Here is a 16,001-nt window from a genome sequence, read left to right on the forward strand (position 1 = left end):
TTCCCTACCGTGGCCACTGTAAGGAGTGTTGGCTTTCACAGGGATTCCTACACCCTGTTGGCTCCTCCGTGGCTCGCTTGCAGTAGTTGTGCCGCGACCGTGTGCGTGGCCGGGGTCGAAGCCCGTTCACCGTACGGTGCAGGGCAAGCATGCCGGAGAGGCGGGGGTCGTGGGGATCCCGGTCCACAAAGATGAACCGTTGGTTGCTCAGGGTGTCCATACGGATGCTCATGGTGTGAGCGGTGGGGCCTGCGGGTATGGATTCGTATCGGACCTTGGGCCCGTGCTAATCTTTGATTGCTCGCGCGGGTGGCGGAATAGGCAGACGCGCTGGATTCAGGTTCCAGTGCCCGAAAGGGCGTGGGGGTTCAACTCCCCCCTCGCGCACCGAGCAAAGGCCCCAGGTCATCGACCTGGGGCCTTTCTGTATGTCCGTGCGTCCGGACTGCTTGCCGGTCCGGTCGTCTCTGGGTGTGGGCCGGGCACAGGCTCCGGAGGAGGATCGGTACATGTCGGGGACTTCGGTGGGGCGGGAATTCACCGTTCCGGGTTTTCGGGACAGGTCTGATGTGGCGTCGAAGGCGCTGGGCAAGGGCCTGCGCGAGCGGGTGTCGCGGGCCGCGCACGCGAACTTCGAACCCGCGGTGGATCGGCCCGACGTGGTGGAGAGCGTCGAGCGGGCCAATATCGGGCGGCTCGATCATCTGGTGCCGCTGCGGATCGCACGCATGGCGGCCTCGCCGTTCGCGTTCCTGCGCGGCTCCGCCGGGTTGATGGCGGCGGATCTCGCGGCGCAGCCGGTCACCGGATTGACCGGGCAGATCTGCGGCGACGCGCACGCCGGGAACTTCGGGGTGTTCGGCACCGCCGAGGGTCGGCTGGTGATGGACCTCAACGACTTCGACGAGACGGTCCAGGGCCCGTGGGAGTGGGACCTCAAGCGGCTGACCGCCTCGCTCGTGGTGGCCGGCCGGGTCGGCGGCCTGGACGCGGACGCGTGCCACAAGGCCGCCTTCGACGCGGCGGCCTCGTATCGCAGGACGATGTCGGTGCTGGCCCGGATGCCGGTGTTGCAGGCGTGGCACGCGATCGCCGACGAGTCGCTGGTGGCGCACGCGGACGCGGCCGAGTTGTCCGGTCTGCTGGCCCAGGTCACCGCGAAGGCGCGGCGCAACACCAGCGCCCGGTTCGCGGCCAAGGCGACCCGGCGGCGCTCCGACGGCACCTGGCACTTCGTGCCGGAGCCGCCGGTGCTCACCGCGGTGGACGACGCGCTCGCGCACGCGGTGGCGGCGGGCCTGGAGAGTTATGTGGACACGCTCTCCACCGAACGTCGGCCGCTGTTGGCCCGGTTCGCGGTCGAGGACGTGGCGTTTCGGGTGGTGGGCACCGGCAGTGTCGGCACCCGGGCCTACGTGGTGCTGTTGTTGGGCAACGGCGACGAGCCGCTGGTGCTCCAGGTGAAGGAGGCGCGGCCCTCGGCGCTGGCGCCGTATCTGCCGCCCGCGCACGTCGAGCACGAGGGGCGTCGGGTCGTGGTGGGCCAGAAGTGGATGCAGGCCGGCACCGATTCGTTGCTCGGGTGGACCTCGATCGACGGGCGGGCGTACATGGTGCGCCGGTTCCGCAATATGAAGGGGAGCATCGACCCGAGCGTGCTGGCCGCGCACGAGATAGACGACTACGCCCGGATGACCGGCGCGCTGTTGGCCCGCGCGCACAGCCACTCGGTGGACCCCAAGGTGCTTGCGGGTTATTGCGGCAAGAGCGACCGGCTGGACGACGCGTTCGCCCGGTTCGCGGTGCGCTACGCGGATCGCACCGAGGCCGATCACGAACAACTGCTCGCGGCCGTGCGGTCGGGGCGGCTGCCCGCCGAGACCGGGGTCTGATCCCGGGTCGGCCGTGCGCGGCGGCCGGCCGGGACGTCGGCGGGCAGGTCCCGGACCTGCCCGCCGACGAGCAGCGCGGGATCTCCACCGGATGTGGCGTCGGGCTGCGAAGGATACGGGTGACGGTGCGGGAATTCGCGGGCCGTCCGGTGGAGCCGCGGGAAGAGCGGTATCGCGTGGGCATGCCGGATGAAGGGTGGACCCTTCATCCGGCCGTGCGCCCTAGGACTGCTTCATCGATGCGATGGACGCTCGCGTGAACTCGATGAGGTGCTTGCGCCGGTTCGCCCGGGCCTCCTCGGATTCCGAGTCGGCCCCCAGCAGTACCCGCGACATCTGCGGCATCGTCTGTTGCCAGGCGGCGACGCCGATGAGCGAGAAGAGCAGTTGGGCGACGTCGGGCGAGGGCTTCACGCCGAGATGATCGGCGAACTCCTGAAGTTTCGCGGCGTAGCTCGTGACTCGCCGCTCCTCGTCCGGAACCGGGTCGTGGCCGTAGTACAACGCCTCCCACACCAGCAGCCGGAGCAGCTCCGGGCGGGCGCAGTAGAAGTCGTAGACCTGGGCGATGTATTCGGCCGGGTCGTCGTTGGGCATCGTGACGACCGTGTTGAGCTCCTGGAGCGACTCCGTCAGCACGTGCTGGAAGAGCTGCTCCTTGTTGCCGAAGTACGCGTAGATGCGCTCCTTGTTCACCCCGGCGCGCAGGGCGATGCGGTCGACGCGGGCGCCGGCGATGCCGTGCTCGGCGAACTCCGCGCGGGCGGCGTCGAGAAGTTTGGCTCGGGTGCGTGCGGTGTCGGGCGGCATGGCTGGATCTTATCCCCTCTAGCCAACTGCTTTGTTGGATCGACTGGCCAGGGACGGCCTGACCATGCTGCCCTACCACATAGGCTGCTGGGGGGTGTTGCGAGTGATTTGATCTTCAAAGTCCGGCAGACGCGCCCGCCGGCCGGTGTCGCGCGGGAACAGAACAGCACACAAGGGACGTGATGGACGAGGTCAGCGCGCCGACCCCCTGGTCGGACCCCGAAATCGCCGAGTTGGAGCAACAGGTCGCCGCCGCAGAGACGGCGCTGCTCGACGACGAAGTGGATGTGACGACCCTTCAGGTCGAGCTGGACAACCTGGCGATCGTGCACCACCGCCGGCTGGGACCGCTCTACGAGCGACTCGACGAGCTGGACGCCCTGATCGCGGAGGCGATCGCGGCGCACACCGGCGACCCGGCGGACATCCGGCGCGCGGTCGAGTTGCGTGGTGTGGTCACGGATATGCCGGACCTGGACTCGCTGCTGGGCGCCCTCGACGGTGCGGGCGGGGCGACGGGCGGCGCCGGCGAGGCGGCCGACGAGCCGATGCCGGTGCCCGAGGTGCACCGGGTCAGTCCCGGTGCCGAGGCACGCAAACTTTTTCGCGAGCTGGCCCGCCGGGCGCACCCCGACCTGGTCCAGGATCCCGAGGAGAAGCAGCGCCGAGGCACCTTCATCGCCCGGGTGAACGCCGCCTACGCGCGCGGTGACGTGACCGAGCTGCTGGCCCTGGGTACCGAATGGGCCACCTCCCCGCAGGGCGCGACCGGGCCGGACGCGGAGAGTCGCGGGCAGTGGCTGCGCAGCCGACTGGCCTGGCTCACCCACCGGCGGGCCGAGCTGTCGGGTCTGCGCGATCAGCTCATGGAGGGCGCGATGGGGCAACTGCTCCAGCTCGCCCCGAACGACCCGGACGGGTTGCTCGAGCACCTGGCCGATCAGCTCCTGCACGACATCGCGGAGAAGGAGAAGGTGCTCGGCACGCTGGTCGACCCCTGACCCGCGACCCCCGGCCCGGCGCGGCGGACTCGATCGTTCGCTCGTGCGAGGCGCGGGTGCCCGGCGCCGATGGTCGACAATGTGCGATGAGCGCGGCCGGACGGGTTCCGGACGCCCGAACTCCCGGAGATGTGATGCACCTGTCGCCCCCGCCGGCCGTGCCCGCCGCCGCGGTCCCTGACGACGCCTTCGTTTTGGACGTACGGGAGGTGCACGAATGGGACGCCGGTCATGTGGCCGGCGCCCGGCACATCCCGATGAGCACGCTCCTGGAGCGGATCGCCGAGGTCCCGCACGACACCCGCGTATACGTGATGTGCCGGGTCGGCGGCCGGTCCGCCCAGGTGACCCACTATCTGGGGCAGCAGGGGTGGGACGCGGTCAACGTCGACGGCGGGATGCTGGCCTGGGAGGCCGCCGGACGGCCGATGGTCAGCGAGACGACGGCCGCCCCGGCGGTGGTCTGACCCGCGGACCGGTCGCGGGACCGGTCAGGATCGGCGTTCCGCGATGAACACCGCGGTCGCCTCGGCGGTCACCTCGCCGTCGGCGCGGATCTCACCGGTCGCGAAGCTCTTGCGGCCTTCGCGACCGGTCCAGCGCCCGGTCAGCTCCAACGGCACGTCGTAGGGCGTGGCCCGGCGGTAGCGGATGTCCAGCCCGGCGGTCAGCCCGGGGGCGCCGGCCGCGGACGCGGCGACGCCGAGCAACTGGTCGAGGACGACCGCCACGATCCCGCCGTGCGCCCGGGCGGGCGGCCCGCCGTGCGCCGCGGTCAGCGTGCAGTGCGCGCGGATCTGTACCGACTCCGGGTCGGCGGCGGCGTCCGGCCGGGGCTCCACGTCCTCGAAGATCAGCCTGGGCGCCTGCGGGTTGAGCCGTCCCGAGCCCATCTGGGTCAGGTGCTCCAGTCGGCCGTTCGGATACCGGATGAGCGACACCGCCTGCGGGCGCCGGGCGGCGCTCAGCAACTCGGTCAGTTCGGCGACCCGTCGGGCCGCGTCCGCGCGCACCGCCGCGTCCACGTCCGTCCACACCACCGCCTCGACCAGGTCCCGGACCCGATCCGCGAGGTCCAGCGCCTCCGCGGTCACGGTCGAGGGGTCGGGCAGCGTGCCGGCCATCAGCTCGGCGAGCGCGGTGGCCGAGGCCGGCGGCAGCGGCCTGGTGTTCGAGTTCATACCCGTACCTCCGTGACACTTTTCTTGATCTTGCCAAGAATGCGGGCAAAGAATATGACGGTGCATCAGATCTAACGGTCTATCAGATCCGGCCTGAGCGGATCTCGGTGAGGGAGTGCGGCATGGTGACGATCGCGGAACTCGTCCATCACCAATGGGGCGACCAACGGACCGGGCTCCACTTCGAGGATCGAACCTGGACGCATCACGAGCTGGCCCGGGCCGCCGCCGCGCGGGCGGCGCTGCTCACCGACCTGCTGCCGCGCGGGGTCGAGCCGCACGTGGGCGTCCTGCTCGACAACGTGCCCGAGTTCCCGCACTGGCTCTCCGGTGCGGCGGTGGCGGGCGCCACCCTGGTGGGGGTGAACTCGACTCGGCGCGGCGCCGAGCTGGCACGCGACATCACGCACGCCGAGTGCGGGGTGATCGTCACCGAGCGCGCGCATCTGCCGCTGCTCGAAGGGCTCGACCTGGGTATCCCGGCGGAGCGGATCCTGGTGGTCGACGACCCCGCGTACGACGAACTGCTGCGCCCGTACGCGGACGCGGCGCTGCCCGCCCTGGTCGCGGACCCCGCCGACCGCCTGTTGATCGTGTTCACCTCCGGGTCCACCGGTGCGCCCAAGGGCGTGGTCTGCTCGCAGGGCCGGCTGGCGGGTGCCGGGACGGTGTTGTCCGAGCAGTTCGGCTTCGGGCCGGACGACGTCAACTACATCTGCATGCCGATGTTCCACGGCAACGCGTTGATGGCGAACTGGTCGCCGGCGCTGCGGGCGGGCGGCGCGGTCGCGTTGCGTCGGCGCTTCTCCGCGTCCGCGTTCCTGCCCGACATCCGTCGTTACGGCGCGTCCTACTTCACCTACGTGGGCCGGGCGATCTCCTATCTGCTGGCCACCCCGGAGCGGCCGGACGACCGGGACAACCCGCTGCGCGCCGGGTTCGGCACCGAGGCGGGTGCGGTGGACATGGCGCGCTTCGAGGCCCGGTTCGGCTGTGCGCTCACCGAGGGATACGGCTCCTCGGAGGGCGGGATGAGCGTCAACTGGCGGCCGGGCACGCCCGCGGGCGCCGTCGGACCGTGTCCCGAGCACGCCGCGGTGCTGGATCCGGCGACCGGGGCGGAGTGCGCGCGGGCCGAGTTCGACGCGGCGGGTCGGTTGGTCAACGGGGACGCGGCGATCGGGGAGTTGGTCAACACCGGGCGCAACGGATTCGAGGGGTACTGGCGCAACGAGGAGGCGTCGGCGGCCCGGGCGCGCGACGGGCAGTACTGGACGGGCGACCACTTCTACCGGGACGCGGCCGGATACCTCTACTTCGCCGCCCGCGCCGACGACAAGTTGCGGGTGGACGGCGAGAACCTGGCGGTGGCGGGCATCGAGGGCATCCTCGCGCGCTTCGCCCCGTTCGAGGTCGTGGTGGTGTACGGGGTCCCGGATCCGGTCACCGGGGACCAGGTGATGGCGTGCGTACAGGTGCGCGAGGGGGCCGAGTTCGACCCGGGCGAGTTCGCCGCGTTCATGGCCGAGCAGCCGGATCTGGGCACCAAGATGGCGCCGGTGTTCGTCCGGGTGGTGGACGAGGTGCCCACCACCGCGACCAACAAGGTGCACAAGGTCGGCCTGCGTCGGGCGGGCTTTCGGGCGGCGGGACAGGTGTGGTGGCGGCCCGAGCGGGGCGCGGACTACCGGTTGCTCGACGACGCGGGGCGCGAGGAACTCCTCGGCCGTTACCGGGCGTACGACCGCGAGGGCGTGCTGGACCTGTGAGTCGGCCGTGACGGTGCGATCCCGGCCCGGCATGTCCGCACCCCCGTGCCGGACATCGCCGCGGGGTCGGGATCGCACCGGCGCTCAGAGTAGAACACGTTCTATGGTCACGGAAACCGTCCCGACCGGGTGGTTGGCAGCGGTTTCGACACGTCCGGCGGACTCGACCCGGTAGCGTGCCGGCAGCACGGGTCCGGACCGGCGGACCCATCGACCACGGGAGAGGCATGCAGTCGCCTGACGACGCGGCGCCCGGGCAACCGGCGGATCGGTCGCAGCCCGGCCCCCAGGCCGGTACGACGGCGGTGGGCACCTCGACCGCCGACGCGGCGGACCGAGCTCCGGTGCCGGAACCGGACCCGGCCTCGGCCCGGATCCCGGCCCAGGCGGGGGAGCGCGCCCCCGTCGACACACCGACCGAGACGGCGGTGCCCTCGGACGAGCGCCGCTCGACCGCGGTGCGTTCGATCTCCGCGCTGTTCGCCATACTCGCGATCCTGGTGACGCTGGTCCACGTGTTCTTCGTGTTCCTGCACGTCGCGCCCAGCAACACGCTGTCCCAGGACTACCGCAAGGAGACCGGCACCTGGGTCTATCCGTACTTCGAGCAGAACTGGGCGCTGTTCGCGCCCAATCCGATGTCGGAGAACTTCCGCCTGCAGGCCCAGTCGCGGGTGCGCAACGCGGACGGCACCGTCGTCGAGTCCGGCTGGTCCGACCTGACCGGGGACGACCTGAAGCACATCCGGGGCAATCCCTATCCCAGCAAGGCCGACCAGAACATGATCCGGCGCGCGTGGTCGAGCTACACCGACGCGCACGAGGCCAAGGACGAGACGGCGATCGGCACCCGCGGCCCGCTGACCCAGCGCTACCTGCGCCGGATCGTGGTGCACCGCTTCCAGGACGCGGGAGCCGACCGCAGGCTCGAATCCATCCGGATCCGGGTCGCGACCACGCCGGTCGGCAAGCCCGGCGGCAAGCCCGAGCCGGAAACCGCGTACCGCACGCTCGGCTGGTGGGAGACGAAGCCCGATGACTTCCGCTGAGCCGCAGCCGCGCGTCGCGGCGAGCGTGTACCGCCGGGCGGAGGACGCCGTCGGCGCGTGGCTGGTGCGCACCCTCGACACCGTCAGCACCCGTACCTTCGCCGTGCACCAGTCGGCCCTGCTGCGGATCGGCTACGGCCTGGTCTTCCTGGTCGGCCTGATCCGCGAGTACTTCAACCGCCGGGAGATCTGGGGCGACCAGTCGGCCTGGTCGCCGGACATGGCCCGGGAGTTGCTGGGCGGCATCGGCGGGGTCAGCCTGCTCCTGGAGAGCGACTCGCGCCTGTGGTTCGAGGGCGTCTACCTCGCGGCGATCGTGATCTCCGCGCTGTTCGTGCTCGGGTGGCACACCCGGGCGATGAGCATCCTGTTCGCGATCATGGTCGTGTCGTTCAACAGCCGGTCCATCCTGATGACCGACGGCGGCGACACGGTGCTGCTGCTGATGGCGATCTACCTCGCCTTCACCGCGTGCGGACGGGTCTGGTCGCTGGACGCGCGCCGGGCCAGGCGCACCGGAATCCGACCCGGCACCGGCCCCGGACACGAGGTCGGCGTGCTGGTCGCGCTGCTCGCGATGGTCGCGCTCGGCACCACCTGTCGCGCCGATTCGTGGACTCCGGATCCCGAGTTCTCCTTCGCGTTCGTCTGCCAATGGATCTGGGTCCCCGGGATAGCGGTCGCCTTCGGCGCGCTGTGGCGATTGCCGCGGCAGGTCGAGCAGGTGCGGGCCGGCCTGGTGACCGTCGTGCACAACTGCGCGCTGTTCGTGATCGCCGCCGAGGTGTGCTTCATCTACGGCGCGGCCGGGCTGTACAAGGTGCAGGGCTCGTACTGGCAGGACGGCACGGCGATGCACTACGTGCTGAACCTGGAGTACTTCGCGCCGTGGCCCGGGCTCAGCCACCGGCTCGCCGAGAACGCCGAGATGGGCGTGCTGATCGGCTACCTCACGGTGTTCATCCAGGTCGGCTTCGTGTTCATGCTGTTCGCCAAGCGGGTCAAGTACGCCGCGATCGTGGTTCTGATCGGCATGCACATCGGCATCGCGATCCTGCTGGGCCTGCCCGCGTTCTCCGCGTCCATGTCGGTGGGCGACGCGCTGTTCCTGCCCACCGCGTTCCTGATCTGGACCCGATCGCGGGTGATCGCCCGGCTGACGGCGCGGCTGCGCCGCAGGCCGGCCGCCGCGAAACCGGCCGCCGCGGTCGACCCGAAAGCATCGGCCCCGGACCCCTCCGACGGACTCGAGGGAGTGGCCACGGCCTCGGGCCGGGCCTGATCCGGCCGCTCGAACAAGGCCCCGGCGCTCGGCGGCGCGATGCCGCCGCCGCGCGTCCGGGACCCGCTCGGACAGGTCCTACGCTGCTGTCATGAACCCCCACGAGATGCAGACCCTCGCGCTGTGGCGGGCCGCCTCGCCCGGGGCGGTGCTGCTCGACGGCTTCCACGCGGTCAAGCACGCGGTGCGGTTCGGCGCCGAGATCAGACTCGTGGTGACCACCGACCGGGCGGCCGTGCGGGCCCTGGCCGACGAACTCGCGGCCGACGTGGGCGGTTTTCTGGAGGAGACGGCGCAGGAGGTGTCCGAGCCGTTCCTGCGCGACCTGGTCCCGCGCGCCGGCCGGACCGGGGTGGTGGCACTCGCCGGTCGACCCGAGTCCGACCTCGCGTCGGGGCGGGCCCGAACCGCGCCGATCGTGCTCCTGGAGAACCCGCGCAACCTGGGCAACGTCGGCGCGGTGGTGCGGCTGGCCGCCGGTTTCGGCGTCGCCGCCGTGCTCACCACCGGCGACCTGGACCCGTGGCACCCGCACGTGGTCCGGGGTAGTGCGGGGCTGCACTTCGCGACCGCGGTCGCGCGGGTGGGCCCGGAGACATTGCCGGCCGGACCGATCCTGGTGCTCGACCCCGAGGGCGTCGACCTGCGCACGACCGAGATCCCGGACGACGCGATCCTGGCGTTCGGCACCGAGCGCCACGGCGTCTCGGCGGCGCTGCGCGAGCGCGCGGACCTGCTCGTGGCCATCCCGATGCGGCCCAGGGTGTCCAGCTACAACCTCGCGACCAGCGTCGGGATGACGCTCTTCCGCTGGTCCACGACCTCCGCGAACGCACCGACGTGAGCCGCTACGACGCGGTCGTCCTGGCCGGCGGCGCGGCCCGTCGGCTGGCCGGCGCGGACAAGCCCGGACTGCTGGTGGCGGGCGTCTCGTTGCTCGACCGGGTGCTCGCCGCGGTCGCCGGGGCCGAGCGGATCGTGGTCGCCGGGCCGCGCCGAGCCACCGGGCGCCCGGTGGTGTGGGTGCGCGAGGAACCGCCCGGCGGCGGCCCGGTGGCCGCGCTGGCCGCCGCACTGCCGCTGGTGCGGGCCGAGGTGGTCGTCCTGCTCGCGGCCGATCTGCCGTTCGTGCCCGGCGAGTTGATCGAGCGCCTGGTGGCCGTGCTGGACGCGGACCCCGGATCGGCGGGCGCGGTCGCGGTCGACGCCGACGGGCGTGACCAGATCCTGCTCGCCGCCTATCGCAGTGCGGCCCTGCGGGCCGGCGTCGCGACCCTGGCCGAACCGGCCGGGGCGCCGCTGCGCCGGGTGGTCGGGCCGCTCGCGGTGCGCCGGATCCGGGCCGAGCCCGGCGCCGTGTTCGACTGCGACACCTGGGCGGATGTGCGCGAGGCGCGTACACGGTCGGGGAGGATGGACACAGCCCCGAAGAGGAGAGACATGACTGGCCTGGAAGAGTGGACCGAAGCGGTCAAGCAGGAACTGGGCATCGAACTGGACGTGGACATCACGGCGCTGCTGGACATGACCCGGGTGGCGGCGCACAACGTACAGCGACCGGCCGCGCCGCTCACCTCCTTCCTGGTCGGTTACGCGGCGGCGAGTCGGGGCGGCGGTGCTGCGGCGGTGGCCGAGGCACTGCGCCAGGCACAGGACCTCGCCGAGCGTCGCGGCCCGGGCGCCGAGCCGGGCGCCTGATGATCCCTGGGGAGAGTCGGACCATGCCGCGTGCCGAGCCACACCCGCAGCACGCGCTGGGTTGGCCCGAGGCCCGCGCCACCGCCCGTGCGGCCGGGCGAGCGCTGCCCGCGGTCTCGCGCACGCTGCACCACGCCCGCGACCACGTGCTGGCCCGGCCCATCGTCGCGCTCACCGACCTGCCCTCCTTCGACACCTCGGCGATGGACGGGTGGGCGGTCGCCGGCCCCGGGCCGTGGCGGGTGCGCGGGCGGCTGCTCGCGGGTGACGCCGGTACGGAGATCGGCGTGATGCGGGACGGGGACGCGGTCGAGATCGCCACCGGCGCCCGGGTCCCGCACGGGGCCACCGCCGTGCTGCGCAGCGAACAGAGCCGGGTCGAGGGCCGCACGTTGTTCGGCGACGTGCACATCCAGCAGGGCACCGACATTCGCGCGTGCGGCCAGGAATGCCGGCGCGGCGACGAGTTGTTGCCGGCCGGCACCACGGTCACCCCCGGGGTCACCGGGCTGGCCGCCGCCTCCGGCTACGACGAACTCGTGGTGGTCGACCGGCCCCGGGTGGAACTCCTGGTGCTGGGCGACGAGTTGCTCGACGCGGGGTTGCCCCGGGAGGGGCGGATCCGGGACGCGCTCGGCCCGCTGATCACGCCGTGGTTGCGTACGCTCGGCGCCGACCTGTTGCGGGTTCGCCGAGTGGGGGACAACCCGGACACGCTGCGCGGACACGTGAGCGCGTCCCGCGCCGACGTGGTGATCACCACCGGCGGCACCGCCGACGGTCCGCGCGATCACGTGCACCGGCTGCTCGCCGAGCTGGCGGCGGACGTCCTGGTGGACGGCGTCGCGGTCCGCCCCGGGCATCCGATGTTGCTCGCCCACCTGCCCGGCGAGCGCCCCGGCGCGGGCCGCTATCTGGTCGGCCTGCCCGGCAACCCGCTGGCCGCGGTGGCCGGCATGCTCACCCTCGCGGTGCCGCTGCTGCGCCGACTCTCCGGCCGCCCGGAACCGCGCCCGCGCCGGATCCGGGTCGGCGCCGACATCGCCGGCCACCCGCACGACACCCGCCTGGTGCCGATGCGCGCGGATCGCCCGCTGGCCTTCTCCGGCCCGGCGATGTTGCGCGGGCTCGCGGTCGCCGACGGCATCGCGGTGGTGCCGCCGGGCGGCGTGCGCGCGGGTGATCGGGTCGAGGTGCTCGGGGCGCCGCGATGAAGACCGTGCGCTTTCCGGACGACCGGCCGGCCGATCGCCGCGGGCCGCGCGGTTCGCTCGCCCGACCGCTGCCGACGCTCAAGCGGAACACCGACGAACCGGCGGGCTTGGCCGGTCAGGCGGGCGCGAGCGTACACATCCCCAAGGACCGGCCCGGCCCGCTGGTCCAGGTGTTGCGCCGGTTCGGGATGGCGCTGCTGGTGCTGGCGGTCACCATCGCGGTGGTCTACCTGGATCGGGACGGCTACCGCGACACGGTGGACGAGCACGTCTCGCTGCTCGACGCGGTGTACTACGCGACGGTCACCCTCTCCACGACCGGCTACGGCGACATCACCCCCGCGAGTGACAGCGCCCGGCTGGTGAACGTCGTCCTGATCACCCCGCTGCGGGTGATCTTCCTGATCATCCTGGTCGGCACGACCCTGGAGGTGCTCACCGAGCGCACACGGGAGCTGCTGCGGCTCAACCGTTGGAGGTCCACGTTGCGCGACCACACGATCCTGGTCGGATACGGCACGACCGGGTACAGCGCGGTGCACACGCTGATGGCACAGGGCGTCTCGCGCGAGAACATCGTCGTCGTCGACTCGGACCCCGAGGCGGTCACCGAGGCGAGCGACGACGACAAGCTGGTGGTGGTCTCCGGCGACGCGACCCGGGCCGAGGTGCTGCGCCGGGCCGAGGTGGAGCGGGCGCGGAACATCATCGTCTCGGTCAACCGGGACGACACCGCCGCCCTGGTCACGCTGACCGCACGGCAGTTGAATCGGCGGGCCTGGATCGTGGTCGCGGTCCGCGAGGACGAGAACGCGCCGCTGATCCGGCAGAGCGGGGCCGACTCGGTGGTCACCACCGCGAGCGCGGCGGGTCGGCTGCTCGGGCTCTCGATGCTCAGCCCGAACGTCGGCGAGGTGATGGAGGACCTCATGCACTACGGCGAGGGCATGGATCTGGTCGAGCGGCCGATCGACAAGCGCGAGGCGGGCAAGTCGCCGAGCGAATGCGGCGATCTGGTGGTGGCCGTGGTGCGCGGACACCGTACGTTGCGGCACGATGACCCTGAGGCGGCGGTGCTCGGTGCGGGTGACCGACTCGTGGTGATCAAATCGCACAAACCGCAGCCGAAAACGGGCGACTCATAGGCTGGATGCCATGTACGCGATCACGATTGCCGAGCCGGGCGGACCCGAGGTACTGACCTGGACCGAGGTCCCGGACGAGAAACCCGAACCCGGCGAGGTGCTGATGGAGGTGGCCGCGTCGGCGGTCAATCGGGCCGACCTGTTGCAGCGCCAGGGGTTCTACCATCCACCCGCGGGCGCATCGCCCCATCCCGGCCTGGAGGCCTCCGGCCGGATCGTCGAGGTCGGCGCCGGGGTGTCCGGCTGGGCGGTCGGCGACGAGGTGTGCGCGCTGCTCGCGGGCGGCGGGTACGCCGAGCGGGTCCGGGTGCCCACCGGTCAACTGCTGCCCGTGCCCGAGGGGGTGGACCTGGTCTCGGCCGCCGCGCTGCCCGAGGTGGTCTGCACGGTCTGGTCGAACGTGTTCATGGTCGCCCATCTGCGCAAGGGCGAGACCTTCCTGGTGCACGGCGGGTCCAGCGGCATCGGCACGATGGCGATCCAGTTGGCCGCGGCCGCGGGCGCCCGGGTGTTCACCACCGCGGGATCGGCGGCCAAGCTGGCGCGCTGCCGCGAACTGGGCGCCGACGTCACGATCAACTATCGGGACGAGGACTTCGTGGCCCGGGTCCGCGAGGCCACCGACGGGGCCGGGGTGGACGTGATCCTGGACAACATGGGTGCCAAGTACCTCGATCGCAACGTGGACGCGCTCGCGGTCAACGGCCGACTCGTGGTGATCGGCCTCCAGGGCGGTGCTCGGGGCGAACTGGACCTGAGCAAGCTGCTGACGAAGCGGGCCGCGATCGCGGCGACCTCGCTGCGCGGCCGCCCGACGACGGAGAAGTCCGCGATCGTGGCGGCCGTTCGCGAGCACGTGTGGCCGCTCCTGGACGCGGGGCGGGTGCGGCCGATCGTCGACCGCATCATGCCGATGGCGGAGGCGGCCGACGCGCACCGTGTGGTCGAGGAGAGCGGGCACATCGGCAAGGTGCTGCTGAAGGTGCGTTGACCCGCCGGGACGCGGGTCGCGGCTGCGGGTCCCCGCAGGCGGGCGTGAGTCCCGAGGGGTCGGCGGGTCGCCGCGGGTGGTGTCCGTGCGGTGGGTCGGTGCGACCTGCCGCCGGATGAATGAAAATCGGATGATCGGTCCGCCGAGGCGAATGTCGCTGGATGGGTCTTTTGTCGATATTCCTTAGTCTGACGACATGCCTACCCCCGGCGGCTTCGCGCGTCGATTGGCTGCCGGGTGTGTGCTCGCGGCGGCCCTTGCCCTCCCCGGTGCCCCGGTCATCGCCGGCGCGTCGATGCCGACCGGTGCCGGGACGCCCGCCCCGACCGACGGGTCGCCGCCCGTGACGCCCCCGCCCGGCGACGCGGAATCGGGCGCCTCCCCACGCGGGCGGGCGCCGGGCACGGCCGAACTGCATCCCGACCCGGCGGTGCACGGACACGCGCCGGCCGAGCCCACCGGCCCGCCGAAGCCCGCCCCGGTCACCGATCCGCCCACCCAACAGGAGTGGGATCGACTCCTGGACCGGCTGGCCGCCCACGGCGCCCGTCCGGTGACCGACGAATCGGGCCGGGCGGTGCTCGACGTCGAGCGGGAACTCCTGCTCACCGGCGGCACCGACGGCCTGGACGAACTCCGTTCCTGGGGGGCGGAGATCACCCGCGACGATCGGCCCGGGGTGTACGCCGTGCGCTCCGGCGGGCGCGTCGTGGCGCGGTATCTGATCGAGTCCGACCCGATCGGCTCGACCGACACCTCCGCTCCTGTCACCCCTTGGGCCTTCGATGCGCCGCCCACGCTGCCCAGAACCGGTCCATCCGTTGTGAATTTGACTCTGATTGCCCTCGGAGGAGCCGGTATCGTCTGCGCCGGTGGACTGCTCATCCGGTGTTTCCCGGCGCCGCGACGACACTGAGCGGACACTGAGCGGCGGGACGGGCGTCGGTTCCGCCGGGCAGACTGTGTGTCTGGCGCATCGGGAATGAAGGGTGCAGGCTCGTCGAGGACGCGTCCCGAGGCGGCGGTACCTTCCGGGAACGTCCGACCGGTGGTGGGGAAGGAGGCGTGATGGGGTCGATCGGCGGATTTCACCGGCGCATACCGCTGGGCCCGACGATCATCGCGCTGACCCTGATCACCTTGCTGGTGCTCACCAACATCTGCGGCTCCGGCCCCGGCATGCCGGCCCGCCACAACGGATCCGCACCCACACCCGCGGACATCCCGCCGCAACTGCCCGCCCAGGACCAGAGCATCGAGGGCACCCCCGCGCCGACCGGCGGCGCACCCACGTCGGCCGGTTCGCCGACCACGAACGGGCAGCCGGTCCCGGTGCCCACGGTCACGGTGACCGAGACGGTGACCGCCCCGCCCGGGAACTCCCCGGGCTCGGGCGACCGACCGGGCAACCCGCCCGCCACCTCGGCCCCGGGCGGACCGTCCGGCGGATCGAGCGGGGGTCCCACGACGGCCGGCCCCGGTGGTGCCTCGCCGACCCCGCCACCGCCGTTGGGCCAGCGGTTCCGGGTGAGCGACGTGCGGCTGGGCGCGGACCGGGCGAACGGCTCCTGGGTGCGCTGCAACGGCATCGATCAGGTGGAGTTCCTCGGGACCGTGCTCGTGGACGGGGCGGGCCCGGGGGACGTGGTCTTCCAGTGGGTGTACGAGAAGGTGTTCGTGTATCCGCAGGACATCCTGCACTTCACCGGCAGCGGCCCGCGCCAGCAGAGCATCGCGGTCACCTGGCGCATCCCGCCGCAACTGTTCGGCGACGTGAACGGGGTCGTGCAACTGCTGATTCTGCAACCGGTCGCCAACGCGCAGACCGAGCGGTACACGTTCGACTTCAATTGCCGCGTCGGAATCCCCAACGACAACTGACGACTGGCCCGTTCGCCGGCCGATCCGGCACCTCGCACCCACCTTTCCGACCGCGTGCCGTCTTGCGCCGTCGAGCATACCGGGTATA

At 72.0% G+C, this 16,001-nt stretch carries 15 protein-coding genes and 1 tRNA gene; 14 read left to right on the forward strand and 2 right to left on the reverse strand.

Annotated elements, in window-relative coordinates; translation table 11 throughout:
- The first annotated feature begins 303 nt into the window (after nucleotides 1-303).
- Both ACFXMF_RS08255 and ACFXMF_RS08260 read left to right on the forward strand, forming a co-directional pair.
- Nucleotides 304-387, forward strand: a tRNA-Leu gene (locus ACFXMF_RS08255).
- A gap of 122 nt (nucleotides 388-509) precedes the next feature.
- Nucleotides 510-1,892, forward strand: coding sequence for a DUF2252 domain-containing protein (locus ACFXMF_RS08260; protein ID WP_360311287.1), 1,383 nt, complete (start codon nucleotides 510-512; stop codon nucleotides 1,890-1,892).
- A 222-nt stretch (nucleotides 1,893-2,114) separates the two neighbouring features.
- On the opposite strand, the gene ACFXMF_RS08265 is transcribed toward ACFXMF_RS08260, so the two are convergent.
- The gene (locus tag ACFXMF_RS08265; protein ID WP_020557109.1) at nucleotides 2,115-2,702 is read right to left on the reverse strand and encodes a TetR/AcrR family transcriptional regulator; all 588 of its coding nucleotides are present in this window, start codon (nucleotides 2,700-2,702) and stop codon (nucleotides 2,115-2,117) included.
- A 182-nt stretch (nucleotides 2,703-2,884) separates the two neighbouring features.
- Between ACFXMF_RS08265 and ACFXMF_RS08270 the strand changes: the two genes are divergently transcribed.
- Together ACFXMF_RS08270 and ACFXMF_RS08275 are read left to right on the forward strand one after the other, a co-directional pair.
- Nucleotides 2,885-3,703 carry a hypothetical protein gene (locus ACFXMF_RS08270; protein ID WP_360311285.1) on the forward strand — a complete coding sequence of 273 codons (819 nt, stop codon included), beginning with the start codon at nucleotides 2,885-2,887 and terminating at the stop codon, nucleotides 3,701-3,703.
- Nucleotides 3,704-3,837: 134 nt separating this feature from the next.
- Nucleotides 3,838-4,170, forward strand: a complete 333-nt coding sequence (locus ACFXMF_RS08275; protein ID WP_360311283.1) for a rhodanese-like domain-containing protein — start codon at nucleotides 3,838-3,840, stop codon at nucleotides 4,168-4,170.
- Between the two features lie 24 nt (nucleotides 4,171-4,194).
- On the opposite strand, the gene ACFXMF_RS08280 is transcribed toward ACFXMF_RS08275, so the two are convergent.
- Complete coding sequence (locus ACFXMF_RS08280) at nucleotides 4,195-4,884, reverse strand: PaaI family thioesterase (protein ID WP_360311281.1); 690 nt, start codon at nucleotides 4,882-4,884, stop codon at nucleotides 4,195-4,197.
- 122 nt (nucleotides 4,885-5,006) lie between these two features.
- On the opposite strand from ACFXMF_RS08280, the gene ACFXMF_RS08285 reads away from it, so the two are divergent.
- The 10 genes from ACFXMF_RS08285 (at nucleotide 5,007) to ACFXMF_RS08330 (ending at nucleotide 15,913) form a co-directional block, all read left to right on the forward strand.
- Complete coding sequence (locus tag ACFXMF_RS08285) at nucleotides 5,007-6,653, forward strand: long-chain-fatty-acid--CoA ligase (RefSeq protein ID WP_360311279.1); 1,647 nt, start codon at nucleotides 5,007-5,009, stop codon at nucleotides 6,651-6,653.
- Nucleotides 6,654-6,880: 227 nt separating this feature from the next.
- Complete coding sequence (locus tag ACFXMF_RS08290; RefSeq protein ID WP_360311277.1) at nucleotides 6,881-7,702, forward strand: DUF5819 family protein; 822 nt, start codon at nucleotides 6,881-6,883, stop codon at nucleotides 7,700-7,702.
- Nucleotides 7,689-8,984 (forward strand): HTTM domain-containing protein, encoded by a 1,296-nt coding sequence (locus tag ACFXMF_RS08295; RefSeq protein WP_360311275.1) that lies wholly within the window; start codon nucleotides 7,689-7,691, stop codon nucleotides 8,982-8,984. Before ACFXMF_RS08290 ends, ACFXMF_RS08295 begins: the two co-directional genes overlap by 14 nt.
- A gap of 91 nt (nucleotides 8,985-9,075) precedes the next feature.
- Nucleotides 9,076-9,828 (forward strand): TrmH family RNA methyltransferase, encoded by a 753-nt coding sequence (locus ACFXMF_RS08300; protein ID WP_360311273.1) that lies wholly within the window; start codon nucleotides 9,076-9,078, stop codon nucleotides 9,826-9,828.
- Nucleotides 9,825-10,682, forward strand: coding sequence for a DUF6457 domain-containing protein (locus tag ACFXMF_RS08305; RefSeq protein ID WP_379987939.1), 858 nt, complete (start codon nucleotides 9,825-9,827; stop codon nucleotides 10,680-10,682). Before ACFXMF_RS08300 ends, ACFXMF_RS08305 begins: the two co-directional genes overlap by 4 nt.
- Before the next feature lie 23 nt (nucleotides 10,683-10,705).
- Nucleotides 10,706-11,896 carry a molybdopterin molybdotransferase MoeA gene (locus tag ACFXMF_RS08310; protein WP_360311269.1) on the forward strand — a complete coding sequence of 397 codons (1,191 nt, stop codon included), beginning with the start codon at nucleotides 10,706-10,708 and terminating at the stop codon, nucleotides 11,894-11,896.
- Nucleotides 11,893-13,041: a potassium channel family protein gene (locus ACFXMF_RS08315; protein WP_360311267.1), complete on the forward strand. Its 1,149-nt coding sequence runs from the start codon at nucleotides 11,893-11,895 to the stop codon at nucleotides 13,039-13,041. The genes ACFXMF_RS08310 and ACFXMF_RS08315 overlap by 4 nt, the downstream gene beginning before the upstream one ends.
- Before the next feature lie 10 nt (nucleotides 13,042-13,051).
- Nucleotides 13,052-14,032: an NAD(P)H-quinone oxidoreductase gene (locus ACFXMF_RS08320; protein WP_379987938.1), complete on the forward strand. Its 981-nt coding sequence runs from the start codon at nucleotides 13,052-13,054 to the stop codon at nucleotides 14,030-14,032.
- A gap of 196 nt (nucleotides 14,033-14,228) precedes the next feature.
- Nucleotides 14,229-14,948: a hypothetical protein gene (locus ACFXMF_RS08325; RefSeq protein ID WP_379987937.1), complete on the forward strand. Its 720-nt coding sequence runs from the start codon at nucleotides 14,229-14,231 to the stop codon at nucleotides 14,946-14,948.
- Nucleotides 14,949-15,100: 152 nt separating this feature from the next.
- A complete protein-coding gene (locus ACFXMF_RS08330) occupies nucleotides 15,101-15,913 on the forward strand; it encodes a hypothetical protein (RefSeq protein ID WP_360311261.1) in 813 nt (270 codons plus the stop codon).
- Nucleotides 15,914-16,001 lie beyond the last annotated feature (88 nt).

It is taken from the genome of Embleya sp. NPDC059213 (assembly GCF_042754445.1).
Lineage (GTDB): Bacteria > Actinomycetota > Actinomycetes > Streptomycetales > Streptomycetaceae > Embleya.

Bases quoted from the DNA above. Each gene is read 5' to 3' on its own strand.
- ACFXMF_RS08295 (WP_360311275.1), top strand. From the start codon at position 7,689: ATGACTTCCGCTGAGCCGCAGCCGCGCGTCGCGGCGAGCGTGTACCGC.
- ACFXMF_RS08330 (WP_360311261.1), top strand. From the start codon at position 15,101: ATGGGGTCGATCGGCGGATTTCACCGGCGCATACCGCTGGGCCCGACG.
- ACFXMF_RS08320 (WP_379987938.1), top strand. From the start codon at position 13,052: ATGTACGCGATCACGATTGCCGAGCCGGGCGGACCCGAGGTACTGACC.
- ACFXMF_RS08315 (WP_360311267.1), top strand. From the start codon at position 11,893: ATGAAGACCGTGCGCTTTCCGGACGACCGGCCGGCCGATCGCCGCGGG.
- ACFXMF_RS08280 (WP_360311281.1), bottom strand. From the start codon at position 4,884: ATGAACTCGAACACCAGGCCGCTGCCGCCGGCCTCGGCCACCGCGCTC.
- ACFXMF_RS08310 (WP_360311269.1), top strand. From the start codon at position 10,706: ATGCCGCGTGCCGAGCCACACCCGCAGCACGCGCTGGGTTGGCCCGAG.
- ACFXMF_RS08285 (WP_360311279.1), top strand. From the start codon at position 5,007: ATGGTGACGATCGCGGAACTCGTCCATCACCAATGGGGCGACCAACGG.
- ACFXMF_RS08300 (WP_360311273.1), top strand. From the start codon at position 9,076: ATGAACCCCCACGAGATGCAGACCCTCGCGCTGTGGCGGGCCGCCTCG.
- ACFXMF_RS08325 (WP_379987937.1), top strand. From the start codon at position 14,229: ATGCCTACCCCCGGCGGCTTCGCGCGTCGATTGGCTGCCGGGTGTGTG.
- ACFXMF_RS08270 (WP_360311285.1), top strand. From the start codon at position 2,885: ATGGACGAGGTCAGCGCGCCGACCCCCTGGTCGGACCCCGAAATCGCC.
- ACFXMF_RS08265 (WP_020557109.1), bottom strand. From the start codon at position 2,702: ATGCCGCCCGACACCGCACGCACCCGAGCCAAACTTCTCGACGCCGCC.
- ACFXMF_RS08260 (WP_360311287.1), top strand. From the start codon at position 510: ATGTCGGGGACTTCGGTGGGGCGGGAATTCACCGTTCCGGGTTTTCGG.
- ACFXMF_RS08290 (WP_360311277.1), top strand. From the start codon at position 6,881: ATGCAGTCGCCTGACGACGCGGCGCCCGGGCAACCGGCGGATCGGTCG.
- ACFXMF_RS08275 (WP_360311283.1), top strand. From the start codon at position 3,838: ATGCACCTGTCGCCCCCGCCGGCCGTGCCCGCCGCCGCGGTCCCTGAC.